This window comes from Iningainema tapete BLCC-T55, assembly GCF_014698965.1.
GTDB lineage: Bacteria > Cyanobacteriota > Cyanobacteriia > Cyanobacteriales > Nostocaceae > Iningainema > Iningainema tapete.
In genome coordinates, this window is sequence record NZ_JACXAE010000027.1 from 19,144 (window position 1) to 42,270 (window position 23,127).

General features: G+C 41.5%; 15 protein-coding genes. 7 read left to right on the plus strand and 8 right to left on the minus strand.

Annotated features, from left to right (window positions below; translation table 11 throughout):
- Window positions 1-183: 183 nt before the first annotated feature.
- From ICL16_RS05790 to cysH, 3 genes are all read right to left on the minus strand, one after another.
- Window positions 184-2,019, minus strand: coding sequence for an APC family permease (locus tag ICL16_RS05790; protein WP_190825915.1), 1,836 nt, complete (start codon window positions 2,017-2,019; stop codon window positions 184-186).
- A 107-nt stretch (window positions 2,020-2,126) separates the two neighbouring features.
- Complete coding sequence (gene sbcD / locus ICL16_RS05795; protein WP_190825916.1) at window positions 2,127-3,422, minus strand: exonuclease subunit SbcD; 1,296 nt, start codon at window positions 3,420-3,422, stop codon at window positions 2,127-2,129.
- An 81-nt stretch (window positions 3,423-3,503) separates the two neighbouring features.
- Window positions 3,504-4,232, minus strand: a complete 729-nt coding sequence (cysH, locus tag ICL16_RS05800; protein WP_190825917.1) for a phosphoadenosine phosphosulfate reductase — start codon at window positions 4,230-4,232, stop codon at window positions 3,504-3,506.
- Between the two features lie 866 nt (window positions 4,233-5,098).
- Here cysH and ICL16_RS05805 point away from each other — a divergent pair.
- The 5 genes from ICL16_RS05805 to ICL16_RS05825 all read left to right on the plus strand — a co-directional run bounded on the left by ICL16_RS05805 (window position 5,099) and on the right by ICL16_RS05825 (window position 17,150).
- Window positions 5,099-6,445, plus strand: a complete 1,347-nt coding sequence (locus ICL16_RS05805; protein WP_190825918.1) for a DUF4011 domain-containing protein — start codon at window positions 5,099-5,101, stop codon at window positions 6,443-6,445.
- On the plus strand, window positions 6,442-8,298 hold the full coding sequence (locus tag ICL16_RS05810; RefSeq protein ID WP_190825919.1) for a DEAD/DEAH box helicase: 1,857 nt from the start codon (window positions 6,442-6,444) through the stop codon (window positions 8,296-8,298). The genes ICL16_RS05805 and ICL16_RS05810 overlap by 4 nt, the downstream gene beginning before the upstream one ends.
- Before the next feature lie 134 nt (window positions 8,299-8,432).
- Window positions 8,433-8,738, plus strand: coding sequence for a hypothetical protein (locus ICL16_RS05815; protein WP_190825920.1), 306 nt, complete (start codon window positions 8,433-8,435; stop codon window positions 8,736-8,738).
- Window positions 8,739-9,181: 443 nt separating this feature from the next.
- Window positions 9,182-10,483: a P-loop NTPase fold protein gene (locus ICL16_RS05820; protein WP_190825921.1), complete on the plus strand. Its 1,302-nt coding sequence runs from the start codon at window positions 9,182-9,184 to the stop codon at window positions 10,481-10,483.
- A gap of 94 nt (window positions 10,484-10,577) precedes the next feature.
- A complete protein-coding gene (locus tag ICL16_RS05825) occupies window positions 10,578-17,150 on the plus strand; it encodes a tetratricopeptide repeat protein (protein WP_190825922.1) in 6,573 nt (2,190 codons plus the stop codon).
- Between the two features lie 153 nt (window positions 17,151-17,303).
- Here ICL16_RS05825 and ICL16_RS05830 read toward each other — a convergent pair whose 3' ends face one another.
- Window positions 17,304-18,350 carry an Rpn family recombination-promoting nuclease/putative transposase gene (locus ICL16_RS05830; protein WP_190826044.1) on the minus strand — a complete coding sequence of 349 codons (1,047 nt, stop codon included), beginning with the start codon at window positions 18,348-18,350 and terminating at the stop codon, window positions 17,304-17,306.
- A 235-nt stretch (window positions 18,351-18,585) separates the two neighbouring features.
- Here ICL16_RS05830 and ICL16_RS05835 point away from each other — a divergent pair, with 235 nt between their 5' ends.
- Together ICL16_RS05835 and rdgB are read left to right on the plus strand one after the other, a co-directional pair.
- Entirely contained in the window at window positions 18,586-20,025 is a 1,440-nt protein-coding gene (locus ICL16_RS05835) for a phosphoglucomutase/phosphomannomutase family protein (protein ID WP_190825923.1), read from the plus strand.
- A 68-nt stretch (window positions 20,026-20,093) separates the two neighbouring features.
- Entirely contained in the window at window positions 20,094-20,669 is a 576-nt protein-coding gene (gene rdgB / locus ICL16_RS05840; RefSeq protein WP_190825924.1) for an RdgB/HAM1 family non-canonical purine NTP pyrophosphatase, read from the plus strand.
- Between the two features lie 56 nt (window positions 20,670-20,725).
- Here the strand turns inward: rdgB and ICL16_RS05845 are convergent, their stop codons facing one another.
- The 4 genes from ICL16_RS05845 to ICL16_RS05860 all read right to left on the minus strand — a co-directional run bounded on the left by ICL16_RS05845 (window position 20,726) and on the right by ICL16_RS05860 (window position 23,123).
- Window positions 20,726-21,064, minus strand: a complete 339-nt coding sequence (locus tag ICL16_RS05845) for a P-II family nitrogen regulator (protein WP_190825925.1) — start codon at window positions 21,062-21,064, stop codon at window positions 20,726-20,728.
- Between the two features lie 129 nt (window positions 21,065-21,193).
- Complete coding sequence (locus ICL16_RS05850; protein WP_190825926.1) at window positions 21,194-21,748, minus strand: hypothetical protein; 555 nt, start codon at window positions 21,746-21,748, stop codon at window positions 21,194-21,196.
- Window positions 21,749-21,885: 137 nt separating this feature from the next.
- A complete protein-coding gene (thiD, locus tag ICL16_RS05855; RefSeq protein ID WP_190825927.1) occupies window positions 21,886-22,716 on the minus strand; it encodes a bifunctional hydroxymethylpyrimidine kinase/phosphomethylpyrimidine kinase in 831 nt (276 codons plus the stop codon).
- The gene (locus tag ICL16_RS05860) at window positions 22,713-23,123 is read right to left on the minus strand and encodes a hypothetical protein (protein WP_190825928.1); all 411 of its coding nucleotides are present in this window, start codon (window positions 23,121-23,123) and stop codon (window positions 22,713-22,715) included. The genes thiD and ICL16_RS05860 overlap by 4 nt, the downstream gene beginning before the upstream one ends.
- Window positions 23,124-23,127: the final 4 nt, after the last annotated feature.

A 23,127-nucleotide genomic window follows, 5' to 3' on the forward strand; every position in this document is an offset into this window, starting at 1 on the left:
CTGGCTCCCCTTTATAAGGGGGGTTGGGGGGATCTAATTTGTTGCGTTGTTAAAGAGAATTGGTATAACTTTCGGCGGGTAAATCCCGAATAATTACCTCAAATCAACTGTTTAGTCCATTTTAATGGACTTGAGCTATTAGCCCTGCACTTAAGTGCAGGGCGGTTGATAAAGCGAATGAAACTACAAGTAATACCTGACAGTAGTGACAACGCGACTTTTTTGAGCGCGTAAAGCATTCTTTAAAAACAAAGTTGTTTGGTTGTGCAGAAGACTGTGCCACCAATTGCGCGTCACAAAAGCAGGAATAATGACTGTAGTAAAGACACCAGGATGTCGAGCTTCAAATTGCCCGACAAAATTGACAATCGGTGTAATCACAGAACGATAGGGCGACTCGATAATTTCTAAAGGAATATCCGCTTCTAATTGTCGCCATTTTGCTTGGAGTTCTTCTCGATCTGTAGAACCAATATCCACATGAACTGCAACAATTTCATCAGCAATTGTGCGTGCATAGTCCAAAGCTTCTACCGTTCCCCGATTAAGCTGTCCGACTATAACTACTGCGGGGTGAGTAGCTTGTCCTGGTTTTAGTATGGGAGTATAATTTTGCGGTGATACTTCACCAATACTCAAACGTTCTGCTACGTATTCATAGTGGCGATGAATAGCTAAAAATAAGCTCACAATTATTGGAATTGTTACCACTACTAACCAAGCTCCTAAGGCAAACTTAGTTGAGATAATTACTATCAAAACTACTGCTGTAGCAATGGCTCCTAAACTATTAATCGCCGCACTAAGACGCCAACCAGATGTCTTATCTTTAAACCAGTGACGTACCATTCCTGCTTGTGACAAAGTAAACGAAGTAAATACACCCACTGCATAGAGGGGAATTACGGCGTTAACTTCTCCTCTAAAGATAATTACCAAGATGGCAGCGCAAACGCTAAGGAGGATAATTCCATTGGAATATACTAAGCGATCGCCTAACAATGCTAGTTGTCTGGGCAAATATCCGTCACTTGCTACAATGGAAGAAAGTCTAGGAAAATCTGCGTAACTAGTATTGGCTGCTAAAAGTAAAATAAACAGGGTGGCAATTTGGATCAAGTAGTACAGTGGACTGTCACCAACAATCCTATGTCCTAGTAAAGAAACCGCCGTTTGTCCATGTTCTGGAACAATGTGATAAATTCCAGATAAGTAGGTAATTCCGAGAAACATAATTCCCAGAATTGTGCTCATGTAAAGCAGTGTAATACGGGCATTTTTCCATTCTGGTGCTTTAAAAGCTAACACACCATTCGATATAGCTTCCACCCCTGTAAGTGCTGTACAGCCAGCAGAAAAAGCTCGCAAAATAAAAAACGAATTGAGTTGTTCAGAAACAGGAAGGTTGGGGTATTCTGGTGCGACATACCCAGTAGCTTGTTTATATAACCCAAGCACAATCAAGACAAAAATACTGGCAACAAAGGCATAAGTAGGAATCATAAATATGTTACCTGATTCCTTTACGCCCCTAAGATTTGCCAGCATCAACAAGAAAATAAAAATCAACCCAAGGCTGACTGTATATGGTTGTAGTTGTGGAATGGCTGAGGTAAGAGCAGCTGTACCCGCAGAAATACTGACGGTGACAGTAAGGATGTAGTCAATTAATAGAGAACCGCCTGCAATCAAACCTGGATAAACCCCCAAGTTTTCCCGTGCAACAGTGTAAGCTCCTCCACCGTTGGGATAGGCGCGGATGGTTTGTCGGTAAGACAAAGTTACCACCGTAAGCAGAAGGATAATTGCTCCGGCAATTGGCAAAGACAAACTTAGTGCGCTACTTCCCGCCGCTACTAAAACCAATAGAATTTCTTCTGTAGCATAAGCGACGGAGGATAGAGCATCCGAAGAAAGAACTGCCAAAGCTGCTGCGTTACTCAATCGTTCTTCAGAATGAGCGCTCGTGGGTAACGTTTTACCCAGTAAAATTTGCTTTATCTGTGGGTAGAAGGACATACAAAGTCCACATGACAATTGTTGTTTATCTAGCGCGGCAAGAATTACTAGCCACTTAGCCAGAATATTGCAATTTTTGCAGATTCCTAACCCCTTTGAGGTAAAAATTAAAGCAAACCCAATTGGGTATCTAAAGTGCCTGATAATACTTGACTTTCTTGCTTAGTACTGGCTTCTACTTCCTCATCTGAACCTAGCAATTTGTATGCTGCTTCCAGCATTGATGTTGCTATATCTTTGAGATCTTCACGATTGTTTAAGTAGGTTTTTAAGGCTTCCATTGGATCAATACTATTACTCGCACTCAATTCGGGAACGCGGGGACGAGCTAACTGGCTGACTAATTCTGGTTGAATCGTATACGTGTGTGCTGAACTTAAAGCACTATGCAGCTCGCTGTTATCAATTAAATCCAATTGCTCAGAACGGAGTTTGTATATGAGCCGGATTACAGCATCTTGAATATCATGTTTGCCAATGGCTTTCATGATTGCCGCCAGGGGATCTTCTATCTTAGATACATCTAACTCAATTGTGCGGAAAGTCCGAGCAGGCAAAGGACAAAATTCCCAGTTGGCACTACCTATTTCCAACTCTACCATTATATAGCCTTTGTCTTCTTTTTCTTCACTAAAATCTACTCGCTCAATACTTCCTGGATAAATTACTGGCGGATTGTTAGATTTATTCAGGTTTTGGTGGCGATGAACGTGTCCCAAGGCTACATAATCAAAGCAGGGGCGTGTCAGTAGTGAGAGGGGAATTGTAAAACCTTTACCTACTGCTAAGAAGCGCTCGGCTCCCAAGTTAGCATTATCTGCCATTACGTGACCTAAAAGAACCGTTGGCACATCAGGATCAAGGCGACGAATTTCACCTTCGATGACAACTTGCAGGCGATCGACTAATAGTTGATTAATTTCTGCCAGAGATAAATTGTCTGTCTCAGCGCGAGTCATTAGCGTAGAACGAGTAAGCCAAGGAAGAGTAATTACCTGCACTCCTCCACTACGAGTTTGGATGCGATGGGTGGTTAATTTATCCCCGACGACAAACCCAGGTACTCCCAAAGTGCGGTAAATACACAGACTCGCTCCTCCTTGTCCTTGGGAATGTTGGTCGTGATTACCTACTAGTAGTACTGTAGGAATGTTGGCATCTACCAAACGCCGAAATTGACTGGCAAAGGCTTCTTGTACATAGGGTGCTGGTGTTGCATCGGGGAATGCATCCCCACTAAATAGCACCATATCTACTGGTTCTGTCAGCGCTCTGTCTATACATATAGATAAAGTGTTGACAAAATCCTCCAATCGTGTATTTAATCCTGTGGTGGGGTTGATTTTGCCGTGGGAGAAGCCGCTTCCCATGTGGATGTCAGACAGGTGGAGGATTTTAATCATTTTTGTTAATTGCTAATTGTTAATTGCTAATGGTTAATTGTTCAATAACTATTAACCATTAACCATTAGCTACTAGCAATTTTATATGTGAATTCCACACTCTGTCTTACCAGTTCCCCGCCAACGTCCAGCACGTTCGTCTTCGCCTTCGCCTACTGGGGTGGTGATGGGTTCATCGCCAATGCTGGGATATCCTTGATCGTGTAGGGGATTGTAGATCACGCCGTGTTCAGCTACGTAATCCCAGCTTAGTTGACGTGTCCAGTTAGCAAGTGGGTTAATTTTTAGCCTTCCCTTGCTATCTAGTTCAAATATTGGCATGTTAGCACGGGTTACTGCTTGGTCGCGACGGCGTCCCGTTAGCCATGCAATGCTGTGGAGTTCATCTAGACTCCGTTGCAACGGTTCGATCTTGGTGAGATGGTGGAATTGGGTAATATCTTTGTCCCAAAGAGCTTCACCGTATTTAGCTGCAAAGGCTTCGCGGGTATCTACATCGGGAATTTTGTAAACTTTTAGATTTAGGTTGTAAATTTCTTTGGCTTTGGCAACTAGTTCTAATGTTTGGGGAAAGTGGTGTAGTGTTTCTAGAAATACCACTGGAACTGGGTGCTTGAGATCACGGTAGAGTATATCGGTGATAATTAAGTCATCAACGTTAAAGGCGCTTGTTTGCACCAGTCTAGTTGGGATATTCTCTACAGACCAAGCTAGTATTTCTCTTGGATGGGCTGTTTCAAATTTCTGATTTAATAGCTCCAGGTCAAAATTGATACTTTTATCGGTAATTACTGGGGCAGCGATCGTCATAATTTCCAGTCCAATGGTCAATAAATTTTATTTAATTATTATTTTACACTATAAAGACTCATAACTCGGTCGGAATTCTGTATTCTCTCTTCTTGTTCCCAGGCTCAGCCTGGGAATGCACTCCAAGAGGCTCTGCCTCGTTTTAGTAGTCAAGCCGGAGCCTCTAAGTACGTATTCCCCGCCATTCGGCTCTTAACGAGAAAACGGGAACCATACAAGTTAATGTAACAGATTATTTACATAACTAGATTGTTAAGTTCATGTCACCCTTGCATATTAGTAAATACTGCCGTCATTATTGCGATATATTAAGTAAATTTAATTTTTACCAATATTTTAATCAGCAAGAATACTAATATTGATATTGTTATAGAACGATTAAAACCAAAGGATTATAGAAATGAACGATTCCAAAACCCCTAATGCTCTGCAACAATCCATTACTTTGGGTACTCTGCTCATGGTCACCAGCGCGGGGATCATCACCATCATGAGCATGTTCTAAGATTAGAATCCGCAACTTTTAGTAAAATAACTTTACAAAAACCTCGTTGAGTACTCAGCGGGGTTTTTACAGTTTGTCGAACGGCTCGGTAGTAACACAAATTTATCAATGCTTCAAACTGGCAATTTCAGTTTTTCGTGACTTATTGCTACAATTCTCAATTATTGGGGCAGGCTTTTTACTTTTAGACGCTGAAATTTAAAAAAATCATCGCAACAATTACAAAAGGTGCAAAATTTATGTAGGTTGTTGCAGAAGTATGTGAATTTTGTAAAGATGGCTTTCGGTTACTAGATTACACGTATAATACAAGTATTAAAACAAAAGTCTGTTTTGATAAACTCTTAGAAATCGCAAGCTGATGAGTAAGCCCATAGCTCAGGTAATTCAAGATAAAATTAAATATTGGAAAGCTAAACTTGCTGATGACAGCAACAACAATCCGCTACTCAACTTCCAAAAAAGCGAAAAGCTTAGAGTTGATATTGAAACACCATCCTCAATCCTATATAAAGAACTGGCGGGGGATGAGCCTCGCCCATTTCCAGTCAAGGAGTTGAGAACCAAGCATACTGATGCTGAACTCACCACGCTTCTTGACAAGCTTCGTGAAAAAGCTAAATCAACACAGGAGGAGAAGGGGTTCAATAGTCTTTTCTTAGTAGTGGGTACTTTAACGTGGTTCAATGCAGATAAGCCTAAGGAAAAGTTTGTCTATCCTCTTTTACTGATTCCAGTTCAATTACAAAAAAAGGGTAAAAAGCCGCCCGAATATACACTGCACCCTGTTGATGAGGAGATTTCCGTTAACTTTATTTTGGTAAACAAGTTACGCGATGAATTCAATATCACCTTGCCTGAAAGTGAGAAAGTTGATAAATTAGGCTATGCGCAATTTTTAGATGAAGTTCGCAGTGCGATCGCTCAAAAGCCCAATTGGCAAGTTGAAAACACTGCCCATATCACTTTGTTCCATGAGACAAAGGCAGCAATGATCCAAGATTTGCAACAAAATCAAGAGAGGATTGCTGCTCACACAGTTCTGCGAGGGCTTGCTCTCAAAAAAATCCCCGATAATTTCAATTCTCCTAATCTTATTAAAGAAAAAGAACTAGATCAAATTCCGCCATCATCCTTATATCAAATATGTGATGCTGACTCTAGTCAACAAGTGGTTATCGAAGCAGCAAAGGCGGGACTTAGCTGTGTAGTCCAAGGACCTCCAGGGACAGGGAAAAGCCAGACTATTGCTAACATCATGGCAGAGTTAATCGGCAAACATAAAAAAGTGCTTGTGGTAGCTGAGAAGCAAACCGCTCTGGAAGTTGTTTCTAGAAAGTTTAAGGACTGTAGTCTTGATAATGTCTGCCTCAACCTTCATCATCAAGGCACAACTAATACTAAGGAATTGCTTGAAGAACTTAACCAAACTATGTCTCGGCTGGAGCAAAGTCAGGAGTCACAGCAGCAAAACAGGGAAGTATTCTTTCAACAACTTTTTGACTACAGGCAAACTCTTAATCAACATGTAGCAAGTCTACACGAGAATCAGCCACCATTAAATAAATCGGCTTACGACCTTTACGGCGAACTGCTCAAACTCGAAAGAGAAAAAGTTCCTTCTCTGGAATTTTATCTTCCTCATATTCAAGATTGGTCAGAATCACGGTTATTAAAAGCAATATCCAAAATATCAGTTCTGCTTTGAATGCTAAATACACCTCTGAGTTTTTCACCTGGAACTTACTAGATTTAAGGAAACTTAGTGATCGCCACCGCAGGTACAGAGGAATTTTTCGCTGGTTACGACCTGGCTACAGGAATAACCGCAAACGTCTCCTCGCAGTCCGGCAAGTAAAACATCAAGTTTCCGATCAAGAATTAATTGAAGATATCGAAAATGTTATTGAACAAAAGAATCTTTTGAATAAACTGGAAGAACCAACGCATTCTGCCCGCCGTGCTTTTGGTTTGTTGTTTGATACACAAATGCCAAACTTAAATGGCATTGAACAGGCGCTGAATTGGTTAGAAGGGCTACAACAGTATCGACATCGACTTCCTTTCAAGGGAATAGCAGCAGTCATATCCTCAGATCAAAGTTTCCTTGAACTAAGAACGCTACAGTTCGAGTTGGAAACTTCCCAAAAACAAATTAAACAGGGGTTCCAATTCCTACGGCAACACTTTCCGCAACATCCCAAGACAGGACTAGGTGTGTTGGAAAAAACATTCTTAAACCAAGTCAAAGAATTCCTTAACAATGCCCAAAAAGAACTTGGTTTGTTCCAGCAATCGTTAGACTGCCAAAAACAGGTGCGGCAACTCGAAGCTATTGGAGCCAAAGAATTCTTGTCAAAATTGCGGGAGTCTAACATCCTACCGGAATTCTGGTTCTTGGTATTACAGAAGGGCGTTTACCAAAACTGGTTGGAACACATACTTTCAGATAATTCTGAACTGCGGAACTTCCGCGAAAATTCCCATGAGCAGAAAATAGAAGAATTTTCCCAGTTTGATCCTCAACAGTACCAAGAGGCAATTAAACGTCTCCAGCAACTCTATAATGAACGGTGGCAAGAGTGGTCTACACAACCACAGGCAAAGCAGCAAATACAATTACTCAAGCAAGAGATAAAAAAGAAAAGGGGACATCAAAAAATCCGCGAGTTCATCAAAAATGCTCCTGAACTCGTTACTACCCTCAAGCCTTGTTGGTTAATGAGTCCCTTGGCAGTCAGCCAGTATATAGATCTAAACGCAGTGGAGTTTGATGTCATCATCTTTGATGAAGCGTCGCAAGTCCGTACTGAGGACGCAGTACCTTCAATTATGAGAGCAAAGCAGGTCATTGTCGTTGGTGATGATCGGCAACTACCACCAAGCTCTTTCTTTAAAAGCACTGCTTCTGATGATGAGGAAGATGAGGAGAAACAAGAGTATGACAGTTTGCTCAATGAGTGTTCGACTTTATCAATAGTGGAAAACTTTACCCTAAGGTGGCACTATCGTAGCAAAGACGAAAGCCTCATAGCCTTCTCAAACCAAAAATTCTACAATTCAGAACTCCTGACTTTCCCCAACCCAGTCCGAGATGCGAGTAGAGGCGTGCATTTCCATTATGTTGAAGGTGGAATATATGCTCGTGGTGAACAGCGAAACAATATTCCTGAAGCAAAGGAAGTAGCCAAACTAACAATACAGCATTTTCAGCAAAACTGCAACCAGTCGCTAGGAATTGTTACTTTAAATGAAGAACAGACACAAGCCATCCGTGAACAACTCAATCAACTTATTATTAAGCATCCAGAAATAGAAGAATTTTGTCAGGAGAACTCAAATAAGTTTTTCATCAAACCACTGGAACGGGTTCAAGGTGATGAGCGAGATGTAATTTTTCTTAGTTTCGGCTATGGGTTTGATGAAAATAACCCGAATAAGCTGCTGCACAATTTTGGTCCTCTGACTAAAAGAGAAGGAAGACGGCGGTTAAACGTGGCAATCACTCGTGCTAGATGCAAGTTTGTGTTAGTAGTGGCGCATTCACAGAATTTGGTCTAGTGAGTGGTTTCGCGACAGAACCGATCAGATCAACCGACTCGTTCACCAGATAGAGCAGATCCGTAATCAGGAATAGACAGCAGCGCTGGTGTAGCTTTTGAGGATGACGCTGGCAGAATATGAGAACTTTGCTTATGGAACCAGAACTACTTGAAGAGACTTTAACAAATATTCAAAAGCTGCAATCAATCATGATAGATGTTGCGACTGGAGAAAGTCGAATTCAGGATAAGGAGGACGACTACACGAAACTTTATCAAGAAGTCGCATCACAGATAGCAGACCTTCAAGACGAGGGACACAAGATAGAAAATCCAAACAACTTTCAGTCACTTTGGGTTTGGCATAGCCACTGGAAACCTAATTTAAACGGATATGCTTCACGGGGAGCATTTATTCATAAACTGTACACAAGCGTTTTCAATGAAATCACCAATTAATAAAGCTTTGAATTACCACCGTCGCAAGACAACCTCATCTGCAGAGTTGGTTGAAGATGACCCCGTAATCAGTCGCCTTAGTCAGTATCTGGATGATTTCTAAGGAAAAACCCAGAGTGTAATTTTTTGCTGCTGTATTGCCTCCTTAATGGGAATTTATATTAAGGAGGTTTAATATTTATTAAGTTATTTGAAAAAAGTAGGGTGCGTTAACCAGGAGTACGGCACCGCATTAAGTTTGTTGAAAAAAGTAGGGTGCGTTAACCAGGAGTACGGCATCGCTAAGTATTGTGCTAATTTAATGAACCGCAGAGGCGCAGAGTACGCAGAGAAAGAGAGAAAAAGAGAGACTTTATACAGATGATTTTACGAATAAGATTAGTTATACTGAGTATAACTGTGTAACCCAAAATATAAATTGGGTTAATCTAAAAGTTATCACGATGACTAACACTCAATTTTGGAAAACAGCTTATCAGCTTTTTAAACCAGAAGAACCCCTTAGCAAAGCGGAAGACTTAAGAGATTTTTACGTTCCACGAGCTAATAGTCCTGTAGAAGATTTAATCACTTTCTTGGAAATGGAAGACGATCCTGCTAAGTTTTTACTAGCAGGTCATAGGGGTGGTGGGAAAACTACCGAACTGCGACGACTGGAACAACAACTTAATGGCAAATACACAGTAATTTGGATTGATACTGAAACTGCTCTTGACCAATACAACATAGGTTATGCTGAGGTAGTTGTACTAATTGGAATCAAAATTTTAGAAACAATCCAACCAGGTTGGGGATTAAAAGAAGATTTATTAAATAATTTACTAGAAAGCCTGAAAACCGTAGTTTACCAAGATGAAGAAGCCGATAATACAGGTCTTGAAGTTCCAGAAATTATCAAAAAGTTAGGTTTAATTCTTAAACAAGGTTTAACTAAAAAAGTTACTACAACTCTCAATATCCGTCCACAACTGAGTAAAATTATTGAACGAGTTAACGCCATCATCGAAGCTGCCCAACACAAAAATAAGCAGAAGTTACTAGTGATTGTAGATGGTCTTGACCGACACGATCAAGCGACAGCGTTAGAAATGTTTGCTAGTCCACTCCTAACTCAGTTAAGTTGTCACATTATATATTCTATTCCAATTTCACTCAGGTATTCTCCCAGCTTTCGCCAACCAATGGAAAGCTTTCAAAAATGCTTAGATTTAACAAATCCGCCAGTTTTTGAGTGCGATGATAATTTATGTCCTACGACAATACCTAATCAAAAGGGACGCCAGATTCTCATCACTGTGATTAACAAACGTTTGGCACGTCTGGGGGATGCTTACAAAGGGCTATTTAATCCCGATGCTCTAGAACTAATTTGTGAAAAAAGCGGTGGTGTCATGCGTGATTTAGTACGACTTGCCCGCACCGCCTGTGAAGTTTCCTTAAGAAATAAAATGATATATGTAGACTTAGAAATTGCTCAAGAAGCTGTGCAAGAAGTACGCAGAGAATATAATTTGAGCGACTACCATTTCCCAGAATTAGATAGAGTTCATACCACAGGTAGTCTAACTACTAACACTCATAAATTGCCTAATAAAGGTGAATTTGTGATTTGTGATGAATTGTTACAATATAAGTTAGTATTAGGTTACTACAATGATAAGAGGAAATCCTGGTTTGATGTAAATCCTATTCTTATCGAAGATTTAAAATATTGGCAAACTGCTAATTATCCACAAAATAAATAGTCATTTATTAAGGTTCGTAGTAATCGCTTTAGCGATTTCAAAACCAGGGTGTGTTGCAATCAAACGCAAACAGCTATAATCAGCAATCCTTAAAATGCACTTATATCCTAACCAATCCGCTACCTATTCTCTAAGTACAGCAGACCAAGTAGAATTGAATAAATTGGTTAGCACCTTAGAATTATCTAGTAGCACCACGACTATTTTTGCTATAGCACCAGAGAGTGAACCACAACACCCAATAGTGGAACAACTAAAGAATATTTTATTAGAAAGTGACGATAATTTTGAGCCAGAAAACTTCTTTTACAGCGATAACTCACTACATAATTTTATCCATAAATTAGATACGACTGAGCAGAACGATGGTGTTAGAACCCCCCAACCCCCCTTAAAAAGGGGGGCTAGTGATAGGGAGCAAGCTAGACGTAAATTGGTAATGGCGTTTGGAATTGATCAACTGCCTACACCTCGGTTAGTGAGGGAGATGAAGCAGTTGAATTTGGGCAGAGAGACGCTATTTAATCGGGATCTGGTACTAATTTTTTGGCTAAATAAAGAGGAATTTTTAGAAGAGTTTCGTAACCGTGCGCCTGATTTCTGGGATTGGCGTGGCAAAGTCGTGAGATTTGAAGCGCGTCCACCCATGCATCGCTTGTTTTATCCTTATCTACAGTGGTTAATTGCTGAGAATTCCTATATGAAAATAAGTGGCGTGATGCAGGTGCAGCGCCAAGTGGATATTTTTCTCGACCAAATTTATGTTTCCTTACAAGCGGTAAAACGAAAGCAAGTCATGGAAACATTGGAAAGAGAACAGCGTGAATTAGAAATGGCTACATCTCGTCAAAGCGATCGCCTACAAAAGCTAACTAGAAGCAGTTCTAGCCTTGATGAATTGGAAGAACCTTACTATTACGAACCAGTTTTACACAATTCAGTACATATTTCCACCAGCACCAAAACGGTAACGCAAAAGGTTAATTTATCTCAAGCGGTGCGAGAGAACCAGTACAGTGTCATTTTAGGCGATCCCGGAGCAGGGAAAACAACATTACTGCGATATCTGGCACTACATTTTGCCACAGCGAAACGTGACGGAGAGGAAACAGTCAAAGGTGGCGCACAAGAAGAGTTAGGCAAACTGTTATTACCTATTTTCTTTCGCATTGCCGACTACGCAGAGCGTTTAGCTCAGCAACCAGATTTAACTCTACTGGATTATTTACACCAATTTTACCGTCAATGGGAAGCATATTTTGAGACTGAGGCAGGGACTGAGGTAGCAGCGTTGCTCTTAGAAAAAATGCGTCAAGGACAGTGCTTGATGCTACTAGATGGGCTAGATGAGGTGTTTGACCAAGAAAGCCGCAAGCAAATTGTAGAACGGATTAATCAATTTGTGGATGCTTTCTCTACCAATAAGTTTGTGATTACGAGCAGGATTGCAGGATACCGTGATGTGAAGTTGAGCGATCGCTTTACTGAGTTCACCATAGAAGACATGGGCAGCGAAGAGGTAGAGAAATTCCTGCATCGTTGGTGTCGAGCAGTTGAACACGCCCAGCAACCAGATGCAACTGAAGAACAATGCCAAAAAGCTGAGGATGCGGAAGCACAAGAAATTTTAGAAGCGATTAAAGATAATGAAGGTGTAAAGCGTTTAACAGCTAACCCACTGCTGTTGACGATTCTGGCACTAATTCACCGCAATGGTTCCCGCTTGCCCAATCGTCGTGTGGAACTTTACGCTTTGGCTGTAAAGACGTTGACAGAAGATTGGCAGCTAGGCAAGAAATTACCAGATGCATCAAAGGTGGTGCTAAAGGAAAATGAAGTAGTAGAGCTATTAGCTCCCCTAGCTTACTGGATGCATGAGGAGAAACCTTCAGGTTTAGTCACTCAGGCGGAAGTTGAAGAACAGTTAGCCGCAAAATTGGCAGAATTAAATGATGCCGAACCAGAATCAGATTCGGTACTACAAGCAGTACAGGAGTTTTTGCGGAAAGTGCGCGAAACCACAGGTTTATTTGTAGAACGTGCGCCCGGAGTTTACGGTTTTATGCACTTGACATTTGAGGAATATTTTGCTGCACGTTATATTGTAGACAATGACCAAAGCGAAATTTTGCAACTCATCCACAAGCATCTACATGAACCGCGATGGAATGAACCGATTTTACTTGCTTTGAGCTATTACGGAATTCATTCCCCAAAACAGGTAAACAAGCTAGTGGAGCTGCTTTTTAGCAATCTTGATATTTATGAACCTGTACTTCCAGATGGCAAAGTAAAAATCAAAAATACCGAATCTCCGGATGCAATTCTTGTTTTGTCAAGCTTACAGGGTGAGTTAGCAACATGTATCCAGCCAGAATTATGGCTGAAAAACTTGCTGTTTGCTGGTCAGGTTTTAGCTCAAGTCGAAGTCAACAGCAGTATTCGTAAAAAGCTGATTGAGGTGCTAATTTTAACAGTTCTTGCTCTAGATGATGACTCATATGGCGACGCATGCAAACAACTTGTAAGACTGCTGCGTCAGATTGAGATGTTTAACCAGAAAGGCGAAGTCATTGCCGAACTGAAACAAGCAGTTAATGACTCAACGCTGTCTGAGTTGGCGCGTGCAACGGCACAGTTAACCATTCTTTATACTGCTTGTGGTGAACCTGGGACAGCCCTAAGCAATTACGTTACTGATATTGTAAATCAGTTAAATCCATTACTTTTCGGTGATCTTAAGGAAATGTTTGCAGGTGTGGGTGAAGAAACAACTCCTGCTTTGGAAGCAACCCTAGAGAATTGTGAAATTGAACAATCCAGCCAACAAGCTTTAATCTTTATAACCGCGCTGTCTTATATTCGCACTGACCATTATGCAAAAGCCATTACTCTTTTAGAAGAACTTATCTGCCAACAAAATAACAGTCTTAGCCCTTATCTTTCTTGGGCATTAGCAGCTTGTTATGAAGCCCAAGAAAATTATCAGAAGGCAATTGAGTACTATGAAAAATCCTATGACAGACTTGCCACATATCCTCAACAAAACTCTTTACGCGCTTTCTGGTATGACTGGGGCTATTGTTATAGCTTAAACACCAAGCATGAGCAGTCATTAAAGTGTTTCCAGAAGCTGTTAGCTATTGATCAAGACCTCAACCGTCCTCAAGCTAAGGCTAATACCTTTTATGAAATGGGCAGGGCATATCAAGAATGGGGCAAGTATGAGCAAGCGATAGAGTATCACCAGCAAAGTCGCGATTTGTACCAGCAATTGGGTCGAGAGAAGAAAGTAGCTAATCAGTGGGGATGGCTAGCTAATACTTACAGAGATTGGGGCAAGTATGAGCAGGCAATAGAGTGTCAGCAACAGTGCTTACTGCTTTACCAAAAACTAAACAACCAATCAAAAGTAGCTTCAACCTACTTACAGCTAGGTCGCACTTATCAAGCCTGGGGCAAATACGAAATTGCGCTCACCTACTATCAACAAAGCCGTGAACTCTATCAGCAATTGGGGCAAGAAGAAAATGTAGCTAACCCGTGGTATTGGTTAGCTGCTGGCTACCATGACTGTGGCAAATATGAGATGGCTGTAGAGTGTGAACTCAAAGACTTGGAGATTCGTCAGCAATTAGATGACCAACCGAATATAGCTCATGCCCACTGGCAGCTAGGTTATATCTATCAAGCATGGGGCAAATATGAAATTGCGCTCGCCCACTACCAACAAAGCCGGGACCTTTACGAGCAATTAGGTCAACCGAAGAATATGGCTGATCAGTGGTATTGGCTAGCTGCTTGCTATCGCGATTGGAGCAAATACGAGCTGGCAGAGGAGTGTGAACTCAAAGATTTGGCAATTCGCCAACAATTAGATGACCAAGCGAAGATAGCTAGTGCCTACTTACAGCTAGGTCGGATTTATCAAGCATGGGGTAAGTACGAACAAGCACTCGCCCACTACCAACAAAGCCGTGTCCTTTATGAGCAATTGGGTAAACAGCAGATTGTAGCTAACCATTGGTACTGGCAAGCTGAATGCTACTATGACTGGGGCAAATATGAGATGGCAGTAGAGTGTGAATTGAAAGACTTGGACATCCGCCTTTCTCTAAATGACCAACCGAATATAGCTGATGCGTACTGTCAGCTAGGTAGGAGCAATCAAGCCTGGGGCAAATATGAAATTGCGATCGCCCACTACCAAAATAGTCGTGACTTTTACAAGCAATTAGGTCAAGAACAAGATGTGGCGAACCAGTGCTTTTACATAGCTAATTGCTACCGTATCTGGGGCAAGTATGAACGGGCGCTAGAGTATCAGCAACAATGCTTAACACTACGCCAGCAGCTAGAAGACCAATCAAGGGTAGCTTTAGCTTACTACCAACTCGGCAAAATATATCAAAATTCGGGCAAGTATGAAGAAGCGAGTGCCCACTACCAACAAAGCCGTGAACTCTATCAGCAATTGGAGCAAGAAGAAAATGTCGCTAACCTGTGGTATTGGCTAGCTGATTGCTATCGCAAGTGGGGTAAGTATGAGCTGGCAGTTGATTGTAAGCAGAACGAATTGGCAATCCACCAAAAGCTTGATGACCAATCAGAAGCAGCTTTTGTATATTTTCAAATAGGCAGCATACATCAAAATTGGGGTAAATACTCTCAAGCGATCGCCTATCACCAACAAAGCTGTGAACTTTACGAGCAATTAGGTCAACAGCAAAATGTAGCCGATCAGTTGTATTGGCAAGCTGCTTGTTACTACGACTGGGGCAAATATGAGATGGCAGTTGAGCGTGCGCTCAAGAACTTGTCCGTTTGCCAAAAACTCAATGATCAACCAAGTATAGCTTCAGCCTACATACAGCTAGGTCGGATTTATCAAGCATGGGGCAAGTATGAACTTGCACTTGCCCACTACCAACAAAGCCGTGTCCTTTATGAGCAATTGGGTAAACAGCAGATTGTAGCTAACCATTGGTACTGGCAAGCTGAATGCTACTGGCAAATGGGCAAATACGAGCTGGCAGTCGAGTGTGAACTCGAAGACTTAGCAATCCGTCAGCAGCTAGAAGACCAACATAATATAGCAGATGCCAACTATCAGCTAGGTCGATTTTATCAAGCATGGGGCAAGTATGAACTTGCACTCGCCCACTACCAACAAAGCCGTGAACTCTATGAGCAATTGGGTAAACAACAGGATGTAGCTAACCAGTGGTATTGGTTAGCTGCTTGCTACCGTGACTGGGGCAAATATGAGCTGGCAGTCGAGTGTGAACTTGAAGACTTAGCAATCCGTCAGCAGCTAGAAGACCAACATAATATAGCAGATGCTTATTGGCAGCTAGGTCGAATTTATCAAGCATGGGGCAAATACGAAGAAGCGATCGCCCATTACCAAAAAAGTCGTGAACTTTATCAACAATTAGGTCGAGAGCAAGATGTAGCTAGTCAGTACCAATGGCTAGCTGATTGCTATTGCCAGTGGGGTAAGTATGAGCTGGCAGTTGATTGTAAGCACAACGAATTGGCAATCCGCCAAAAGCTGGATGACCAATCAGAAGCAGCTTTTGTATCTTTTCAAATAGGCAGCATGTATCAAGATTGGGGTAAATACTCTCAGGCGATCGCCTATCACCAACAAAGCTGTGAACTTTACGAGCAATTAGGTCAACAGCACAATGTAGCTAATCAGTGGTATCATTTAGGTGATTGCTATAGCGAGTGGGGTAAGTATGAACAAGCAGTAGAGTATCAACAAAAATGCCTAACACTACGCCAGCAGTTAGACGATCAACCAAGGGTAGCTCTTGCAAACTCTCAGCTTGGTCGAATTTATCAAGCATGGGGTAAGTATGAACAAGCGATCACCTATTACCAACAAAGCTATGACCTTTATGAGCAATTGGGTCAACAGCAGAATCTGGTAAATCAGTGGAATAATCTAGCTAAATGCTACCAAGATTTAAGTGATTATACAAGGGCGATTGAGTATTACCAACAAAGCCGTGATTTGCACCAAAAGCTAAGTCAGAATGGGAGTGAAGCTAGGCATTGTAGGCAAATTGGTAACAGCCAACGCCTGTTAGCTAAAAACACCTTAGATAAAGCAGAAGCCTTTGACTTACTAAAGCAGGCAGAGCAAAACATTCGTCAAGCAATTCAAAAAAATACCGCAGGTGATTATAGAGGAAATCTGGCATACGACTACATTGCTCTTAGTTTACATTGGTCAGAACGCCTGCGCTTTTTGCCTGCCGAAGATTCATCTTTGCCGGAACAAATTGCCCAATTTGAAGAATATTACAACACTGGCTTAGCGTATCTTGCCGAATTAGGACAGACGGTGGATCGAGCAGATGAAGCTCTTGATATTGCTCGTGCTTATTTAGAAGTCAACGTCTTAGAAAATCTTGATCGGGCTGAAGAACTAGCCCAAGAATCTTTACAAGTCTTTCAAGATTACAACCGCCGAAAACTGGAAGCAGCAGCACGTAAGCTTTTGGGTGAAATCTACTTGAAACGTGCCCAGCAAAATCAACCTAGTGCTGAGGCAACTGCTACTCAATTTTTGTCTGAAAGTCTACAAATTTATCGAGAGCTTGACTTAAACGAAAAAGCTGCTGAGGTAGAGCAATTGATGCATTACACTCCCTAATTGAAAAGCATGAAGAAACGAGAGATTTTTTCCTTTTTCTTTCCTTTGCGTTTCCCTGGGGTTTAAACCCCAGGCTAGGTGTCTTGGCGGTTCATTTTTTTCTTTACCCAACTCAAGACGCGATCGCCAGAAGTAACATAGCGCATACAATTGTTAATTTGCTGTTGGCTGATAAATTTGGCGCAACTCTTCCACTGTCTGTGCTGTTTTTAGCCCTGCCAAAATTGCCCTTAATTGTTCCACATCTTCAATTTGTGAAATTTCTGGTAACAAGTTTAACCCAAGAGTTCCAAACTTTAACTCTAAACTCAACTCAAGGTTTTCCAGCAGAACCTGTCTCATCTGATTTTGGCTTTCCAGCAGAACCTGTCTCATCTGATTTTGACTTTCCTGCCGTACCTGTTCTATCTCCTGTCTCATCTGATTTTGGGTTTGCTCAATCCCTTTTTGAATTCCGATTCGCTCAACGCTGGTAATGTATCGCATACGTCTAGACTCCTCAAAGTTACTAAATTCCTGCCAAAACTCGCGTTCTAACTCAAGGGGTAGGCTCATCATCCAGTCGATAAACTGGAATAAGTTGAGAACATCCTCACGTTCAAAACCTTGCTCGTACAACCTTCTTACTAAAGCCAACTTCCACTGTTTACGCTCACTACGATTATCGCGTGTCTCAATTGCTTTGAGATGTGCCATTACTACTGTAGCAAACGGGTTACGACTGGCTTCTAACTCTGACCATCGCTGGTTGTAGTCTACCAGTTTCACGACTGGAAATTGAAAATCTACTCTACAGCCAAACAATTGGTAGCCAAATTGGTTGGGAAGCCAGTTAGCACGCTCGTCACCAAGAATCGCCAGTGATGCTACCGTTCGCTTGTAACAATCATAAATGCGGTAGTTGTACGTGAACATACGAGCTGCAAAGTTCGATTCTTCTTGACTTTGCACTTCTATGTGCAGAAGTACCCAGGCTTCTTCACCACTAGTCAGGTAAATTTTTACCAACTTATCAACTAAACGCCGTCCTAATTCCGCATCTCGCACAACTTGTTTCAATTCCTTATCTAAAAACTCAAAACCCCGGTTCCAGTCAATTTCTCCGTGTGCTTGGGGAAAGAAAAACAACATGAAATCTTCAAAATATTGTTGTAATATGTCTTTCCAAGGGCTATCAAATTCAGTCTGAGGATTGGTCATAAGCGATCGCACTGTATTAAGCTGACAACCGTGTTGGCTTGTCCTACCTAAATAATTCATTACCAAAGGCAATGTACCGGAAAGTGCGTTTCCCATCTTAGCTTTTTTTATACAGGGAACAAATTTACTTTCTAATTTGTCATATCTACCTGGCGAATAATAGCAGTATTTTATACATATATATTTTTATCTGAGTAAATGCTACAATCCAGTTTTAAGAAGTTGGGATACCTTAATGCCAGTAGCAGCTAACTCAATCAAGTTCGGTACAGACGGCTGGCGGGGCGTAATCGGCGATGACTTCACTTTTGAACGTTTAGCCTTGGTAGCGCCACTTGCAGCACAAGTGTTATTTAACACATATGGAGAAAAGGTAGGCAATCGTACAATTATCGTAGGTTACGATCGCCGATTTATGTCGGAAGAATTCGCCGACAAAGTTGCCGATGTCGTTAGCGCCGCAGGTTTTGATGTGCTGCTGAGCGAAACCTATGCTCCTACCCCAGCGTTTAGTTGGGCGGCAAAACAACAAAATGCTTTAGGCGCACTGGTAATTACCGCAAGTCACAATCCAGGCAAATACTCCGGTTTAAAAGTCAAAAGTGCTTTTGGTGGTTCAGTACCACCGGAAGTTACCAAAGCAATAGAAGATTTATTATCTCACGAAGAACAACCAGCGTCAAGCCCTGGTAAGATAGAAAAGTTCAATCCTTGGCAAAGTTATTGTGAAGGACTAGTCAGTAAAGTTAATATCGCCAAAATCCGCGCGGCGATGCAATCGGGTAAACTAACAGTGTTTGCAGATGTCATGCATGGAGCAGCGGCAGGCGGATTAGCAATGCTACTGGGTGATGAAGTCAAAGAAATTAACAGCAATCGCGATCCTCTATTCGGTGGCGGTGCGCCAGAACCTTTGCCTAAATACCTTTCCAGTTTATTTGAAGTGATGCGCAATCACAGAGAAAATCATAGAGCAGGTTTATCGGTAGGATTAGTATTTGATGGAGATTGCGATCGCATCGCTGCTGTAGATGGACAAGTTAACTTCCTTAGTTCACAAATCTTAATTCCAATCCTAATTGATCATTTAACTCTACGCCGAAACTTTGAAGGTGAATTAGTCAAAACTGTCAGTGGTTCAGACTTGATTCCGCGTGTAGCAGCACTACATAATCTACCAGTATTTGAGACACCTGTGGGTTACAAGTACATTGCCGACAGAATGCTAGTAGCTAAAGTATTGCTAGGAGGCGAAGAATCAGGTGGAATTGGTTATGGTAGCCACATTCCCGAACGAGATGCACTACTTTCGGCATTATACGTACTAGAAGCAATCGTTGAATCAGGATTGGATTTGGGCGAGTACTATAGTTACTTACAGCAACAAACTGGCTTCTCTTCCGCATACGACAGAATTGATCTACCCTTGAAGAGTATGCAAGTGCGATCGCGTTTATTAGAACAACTCCAAACTAAACCTTTAACAGAAATTGCGGGAAAACCTGTAATTGATTGCCAGACAATAGACGGATATAAGTTCCGCCTCGCCGACAACAGTTGGTTAATGATTCGTTTTAGCGGTACAGAACCAGTTTTACGTCTTTACTGCGAAGCCCCTACACTAGGACAAGTACATCAAACTCTAGCTTGGGCAAAACAGTGGGCGGAAGCGTAAATATATAATTGGCTAGCTCTGGAGTGGGGAGTAGGGGAGAATAACAAATGACAAATGACAAATGACAAATGACAAAATTACTTGTAGTAGCAACAGGAAACCCAGGTAAGCTTAAGGAAATGCAAGCTTACTTAGCTGATACAAATTGGCAATTAACACTCAAACCAGAAGAATTGGAGATTGAGGAAACTGGCGTTACCTTTGCCGAAAATGCTCGTCTCAAAGCATCTCAAGTGGCAATAGCTACAGGAAATTGGGCAATTGCTGATGATTCTGGTTTGCAAGTGGATGCTTTAAATGGCGCACCAGGAGTGTATTCTGCGCGTTATGGTACAACAGACAGTGACCGCATTTCTAGGGTATTGCGAGAATTAGGCGACTCTCAAGTTCGTGGTGCGCAATTTAGTTGTGCAGTGGCGATCGCTCGTCCTGATGGTACAATTGCTGTAGAGTCAGAAGGTATTTGTCGCGGTGAAATTCTCACTGCACCTCGTGGTAACGGTGGTTTCGGCTACGATCCCATTTTTTACGTTCCACAAAAGCAGTTAACCTTTGCGGAAATGGCGCCTGAGTTAAAGCGTTCCATCAGTCATCGCGGCAAAGCTTTTGCTGCTTTAATGCCATTGGAAATTGCTGGTGGCTAATTGTTAATTGCTGTGGAAACATTATACCATTAACCATTAGCCATTAGCCAAAATCCCTAGACAGCTTCTGTGTTCTTCTCACCAGTGCGGATGCGCACAACTTGCTCTACAGGGGAGATGAAGATTTTTCCATCACCGATTTCACCAGTGCGGGCTGCGGCGATAACTTTATCGACTACCATATCAACTTGGCTGTCTTCAACAACGATTTCCACTTTTAGTTTTTGCAAAAACTCTACTGTGTACTCAGAACCACGATAACGCTCAGTTTGACCTTTTTGTCGTCCGAAGCCGCGAACTTCAGAAACTGTCATACCGACGATACCAGCGTTAACCAGGGCAATTTTTACTTCATCAAGCTTGAAGGGGCGGATGATAGCTTCTACTTTTTTCATTTTTTCACTCCTTAAATAAATTTTTGTGAGAACCTTAAAGCCCAAGTTTTATCAGTATGAAATAAAAAGGACACAAACAGTGATGTCAATTTTAGATTTTGGCAAGCCGAGCAAATCTAAAATCGTTTGCTAAGGACGATTATGGTGTACAAAGAAAGGACGTACAACTAAATATCCCACACCAAAACCCATAATTATAATTAACAATATAGCTATAATTAACCGCCAACTACTAAAATCTGAACCCATAGGCTCATCATGAGGATAATAACTAGGTTCTTGCTCTTCAATTATCAGTGGTTCTGATGTGGTAAGCAGATCAATTTCTTGTGGTATAACGGGAGTAGGTGGACGATAAGCTCTTTCCCTACGTCCTGGATTTATTAGATGTTTGGTTTCAATGTCATCAGGTTGGGGAGATGGATGTTGAGCACTAATATCAACAGAATCAACTACATTTTGCAACTGCAAAACAGCTTGAACTGCTTTTTTCATTTCTTGTCGAAGTAGTTGATTTTCTTGTACTAGTTGTTGATTCTGTGCTTTGAGAGTACTTAGAAGTGCTTGTGTTTGTTGCAACTCAAAATTCAAATCCCGAAATACCGAAAGCGGTACAGAGGATGAGTGAGTTCGTGAGGTTACAGGAGTTTCATTACTGCCAGTAGAACTTGTGGGTATGCGCATGTGGTATAGAATCAACAATATGATGAGTAAAAGTAAGCATTCTCAATTTAGAATTTAGAATACCCCATGTTTTGCGCCAAAAGATTGGCAAAGGAAAAAATTTCGCTTTATTCTGACAGACGCGATTAATCGCGTCCCTACTCTGAATTCAACATTTGTAATAATGGGAAAAAGTGACAAGGCGTACCTTGCCCTTTACCTAAATCTAGGGCAGAGCCAAGTGCATTGGTGACATACTCCTTGGCTTGGTGTACAGATGTTTCCAAACTGTTTCCACTAGCTAGATTAGCAGCGATCGCCGCTGATAGTGTACAACCAGTACCGTGAGTATTTTTAGTATCTACTTTTTTTGTGGTTAAAGTTTCTAGTTTTTGCCCATTAAACCAAATATCAACGCCACGCAAGCTCCCCTGCATCGCGCCACCTTTAATTAAAACAGTCTTTGCTTTGACTTTGGAGTGAATAATTTCAGCTGCTGCTCTCATGTCATCTAAGGAATTTATTTGTAAACCGCTCAAAATTTGAGCTTCATAGCGGTTTGGTGTGACAATTGCTGCCTTAGGAATCAAGACATTGCGTAGAGTCTTCACAGCTTCATCGTCAATTAATTGCGCTCCAGTGCGTGATACCATTACTGGGTCTACCACAAGATTGTTGATTTGTAAAGCTTCTATTTGTTGAGCTACAGCAGTGATGATTTCTTGATTCAGCAACATTCCTGTTTTTGCTGCTTGTATCCCAATATCCTCGTACACTGCTTGAATTTGAGCTACTATCGCTTCTGTGGGTATAGCATCAACTCGCCTCACGCCCAAAGTATTTTGTGCTGTAACACAGGTAATAGCGCAAGCACCGTGAATACAATGAAAAGCAAAGGTACGTAAATCAGCTTGAATTCCTGCACCGCCTCCACTATCCGAACCAGCTATGGTGAAAGCGACAGGCACTTTGATTGTTGTATTGTTCATATGATTGGGTAATGCTGTAAAAACTTTCCCCATTCTGCTGCTAAAGGGATTTCTGTAAAGGGAACACGTACAGGGTTAGATTTGGAAAATACAAATTCTAGTTCAATTTTACGACCTTTGCTAGGAATATTTTCTATATCAACCAATTTGTCATCTATCAATAGGTGGATTTCAGTAACATCAGTTAAAGAAAATGTTTCTAGTTTAATTGGTCCAGTGGGAGTAGGTTTCCCCCAAGTTATATTGTCCCCTTTTTGACCTAAAACAGCATAAATATCGTACTTAGCTCGGTCGAATTGTTGCGCCCAAGTGCGATAGGCTTCAACTTTTTGATACTCTTGGGAGCCTTGCCAAGTGAGCCAGAAAAATATGAACAGCAAAGGCAACCATAATAGACCATGTTCCATAGTT

What these genes read in the sequence shown, in the direction of transcription:
- ICL16_RS05790 (WP_190825915.1), bottom strand. Translation starts at nt 2,019, where the DNA reads ATGTCCTTCTACCCACAGATAAAGCAAATTTTACTGGGTAAAACGTTA.
- sbcD (WP_190825916.1), bottom strand. Translation starts at nt 3,422, where the DNA reads ATGATTAAAATCCTCCACCTGTCTGACATCCACATGGGAAGCGGCTTC.
- cysH (WP_190825917.1), bottom strand. Translation starts at nt 4,232, where the DNA reads ATGACGATCGCTGCCCCAGTAATTACCGATAAAAGTATCAATTTTGAC.
- ICL16_RS05805 (WP_190825918.1), top strand. Translation starts at nt 5,099, where the DNA reads ATGAGTAAGCCCATAGCTCAGGTAATTCAAGATAAAATTAAATATTGG.
- ICL16_RS05815 (WP_190825920.1), top strand. Translation starts at nt 8,433, where the DNA reads ATGGAACCAGAACTACTTGAAGAGACTTTAACAAATATTCAAAAGCTG.
- ICL16_RS05820 (WP_190825921.1), top strand. Translation starts at nt 9,182, where the DNA reads ATGACTAACACTCAATTTTGGAAAACAGCTTATCAGCTTTTTAAACCA.
- ICL16_RS05825 (WP_190825922.1), top strand. Translation starts at nt 10,578, where the DNA reads ATGCACTTATATCCTAACCAATCCGCTACCTATTCTCTAAGTACAGCA.
- ICL16_RS05830 (WP_190826044.1), bottom strand. Translation starts at nt 18,350, where the DNA reads ATGACCAATCCTCAGACTGAATTTGATAGCCCTTGGAAAGACATATTA.
- ICL16_RS05835 (WP_190825923.1), top strand. Translation starts at nt 18,586, where the DNA reads ATGCCAGTAGCAGCTAACTCAATCAAGTTCGGTACAGACGGCTGGCGG.
- rdgB (WP_190825924.1), top strand. Translation starts at nt 20,094, where the DNA reads ATGACAAAATTACTTGTAGTAGCAACAGGAAACCCAGGTAAGCTTAAG.
- ICL16_RS05845 (WP_190825925.1), bottom strand. Translation starts at nt 21,064, where the DNA reads ATGAAAAAAGTAGAAGCTATCATCCGCCCCTTCAAGCTTGATGAAGTA.
- ICL16_RS05850 (WP_190825926.1), bottom strand. Translation starts at nt 21,748, where the DNA reads ATGCGCATACCCACAAGTTCTACTGGCAGTAATGAAACTCCTGTAACC.
- thiD (WP_190825927.1), bottom strand. Translation starts at nt 22,716, where the DNA reads ATGAACAATACAACAATCAAAGTGCCTGTCGCTTTCACCATAGCTGGT.
- ICL16_RS05860 (WP_190825928.1), bottom strand. Translation starts at nt 23,123, where the DNA reads ATGGAACATGGTCTATTATGGTTGCCTTTGCTGTTCATATTTTTCTGG.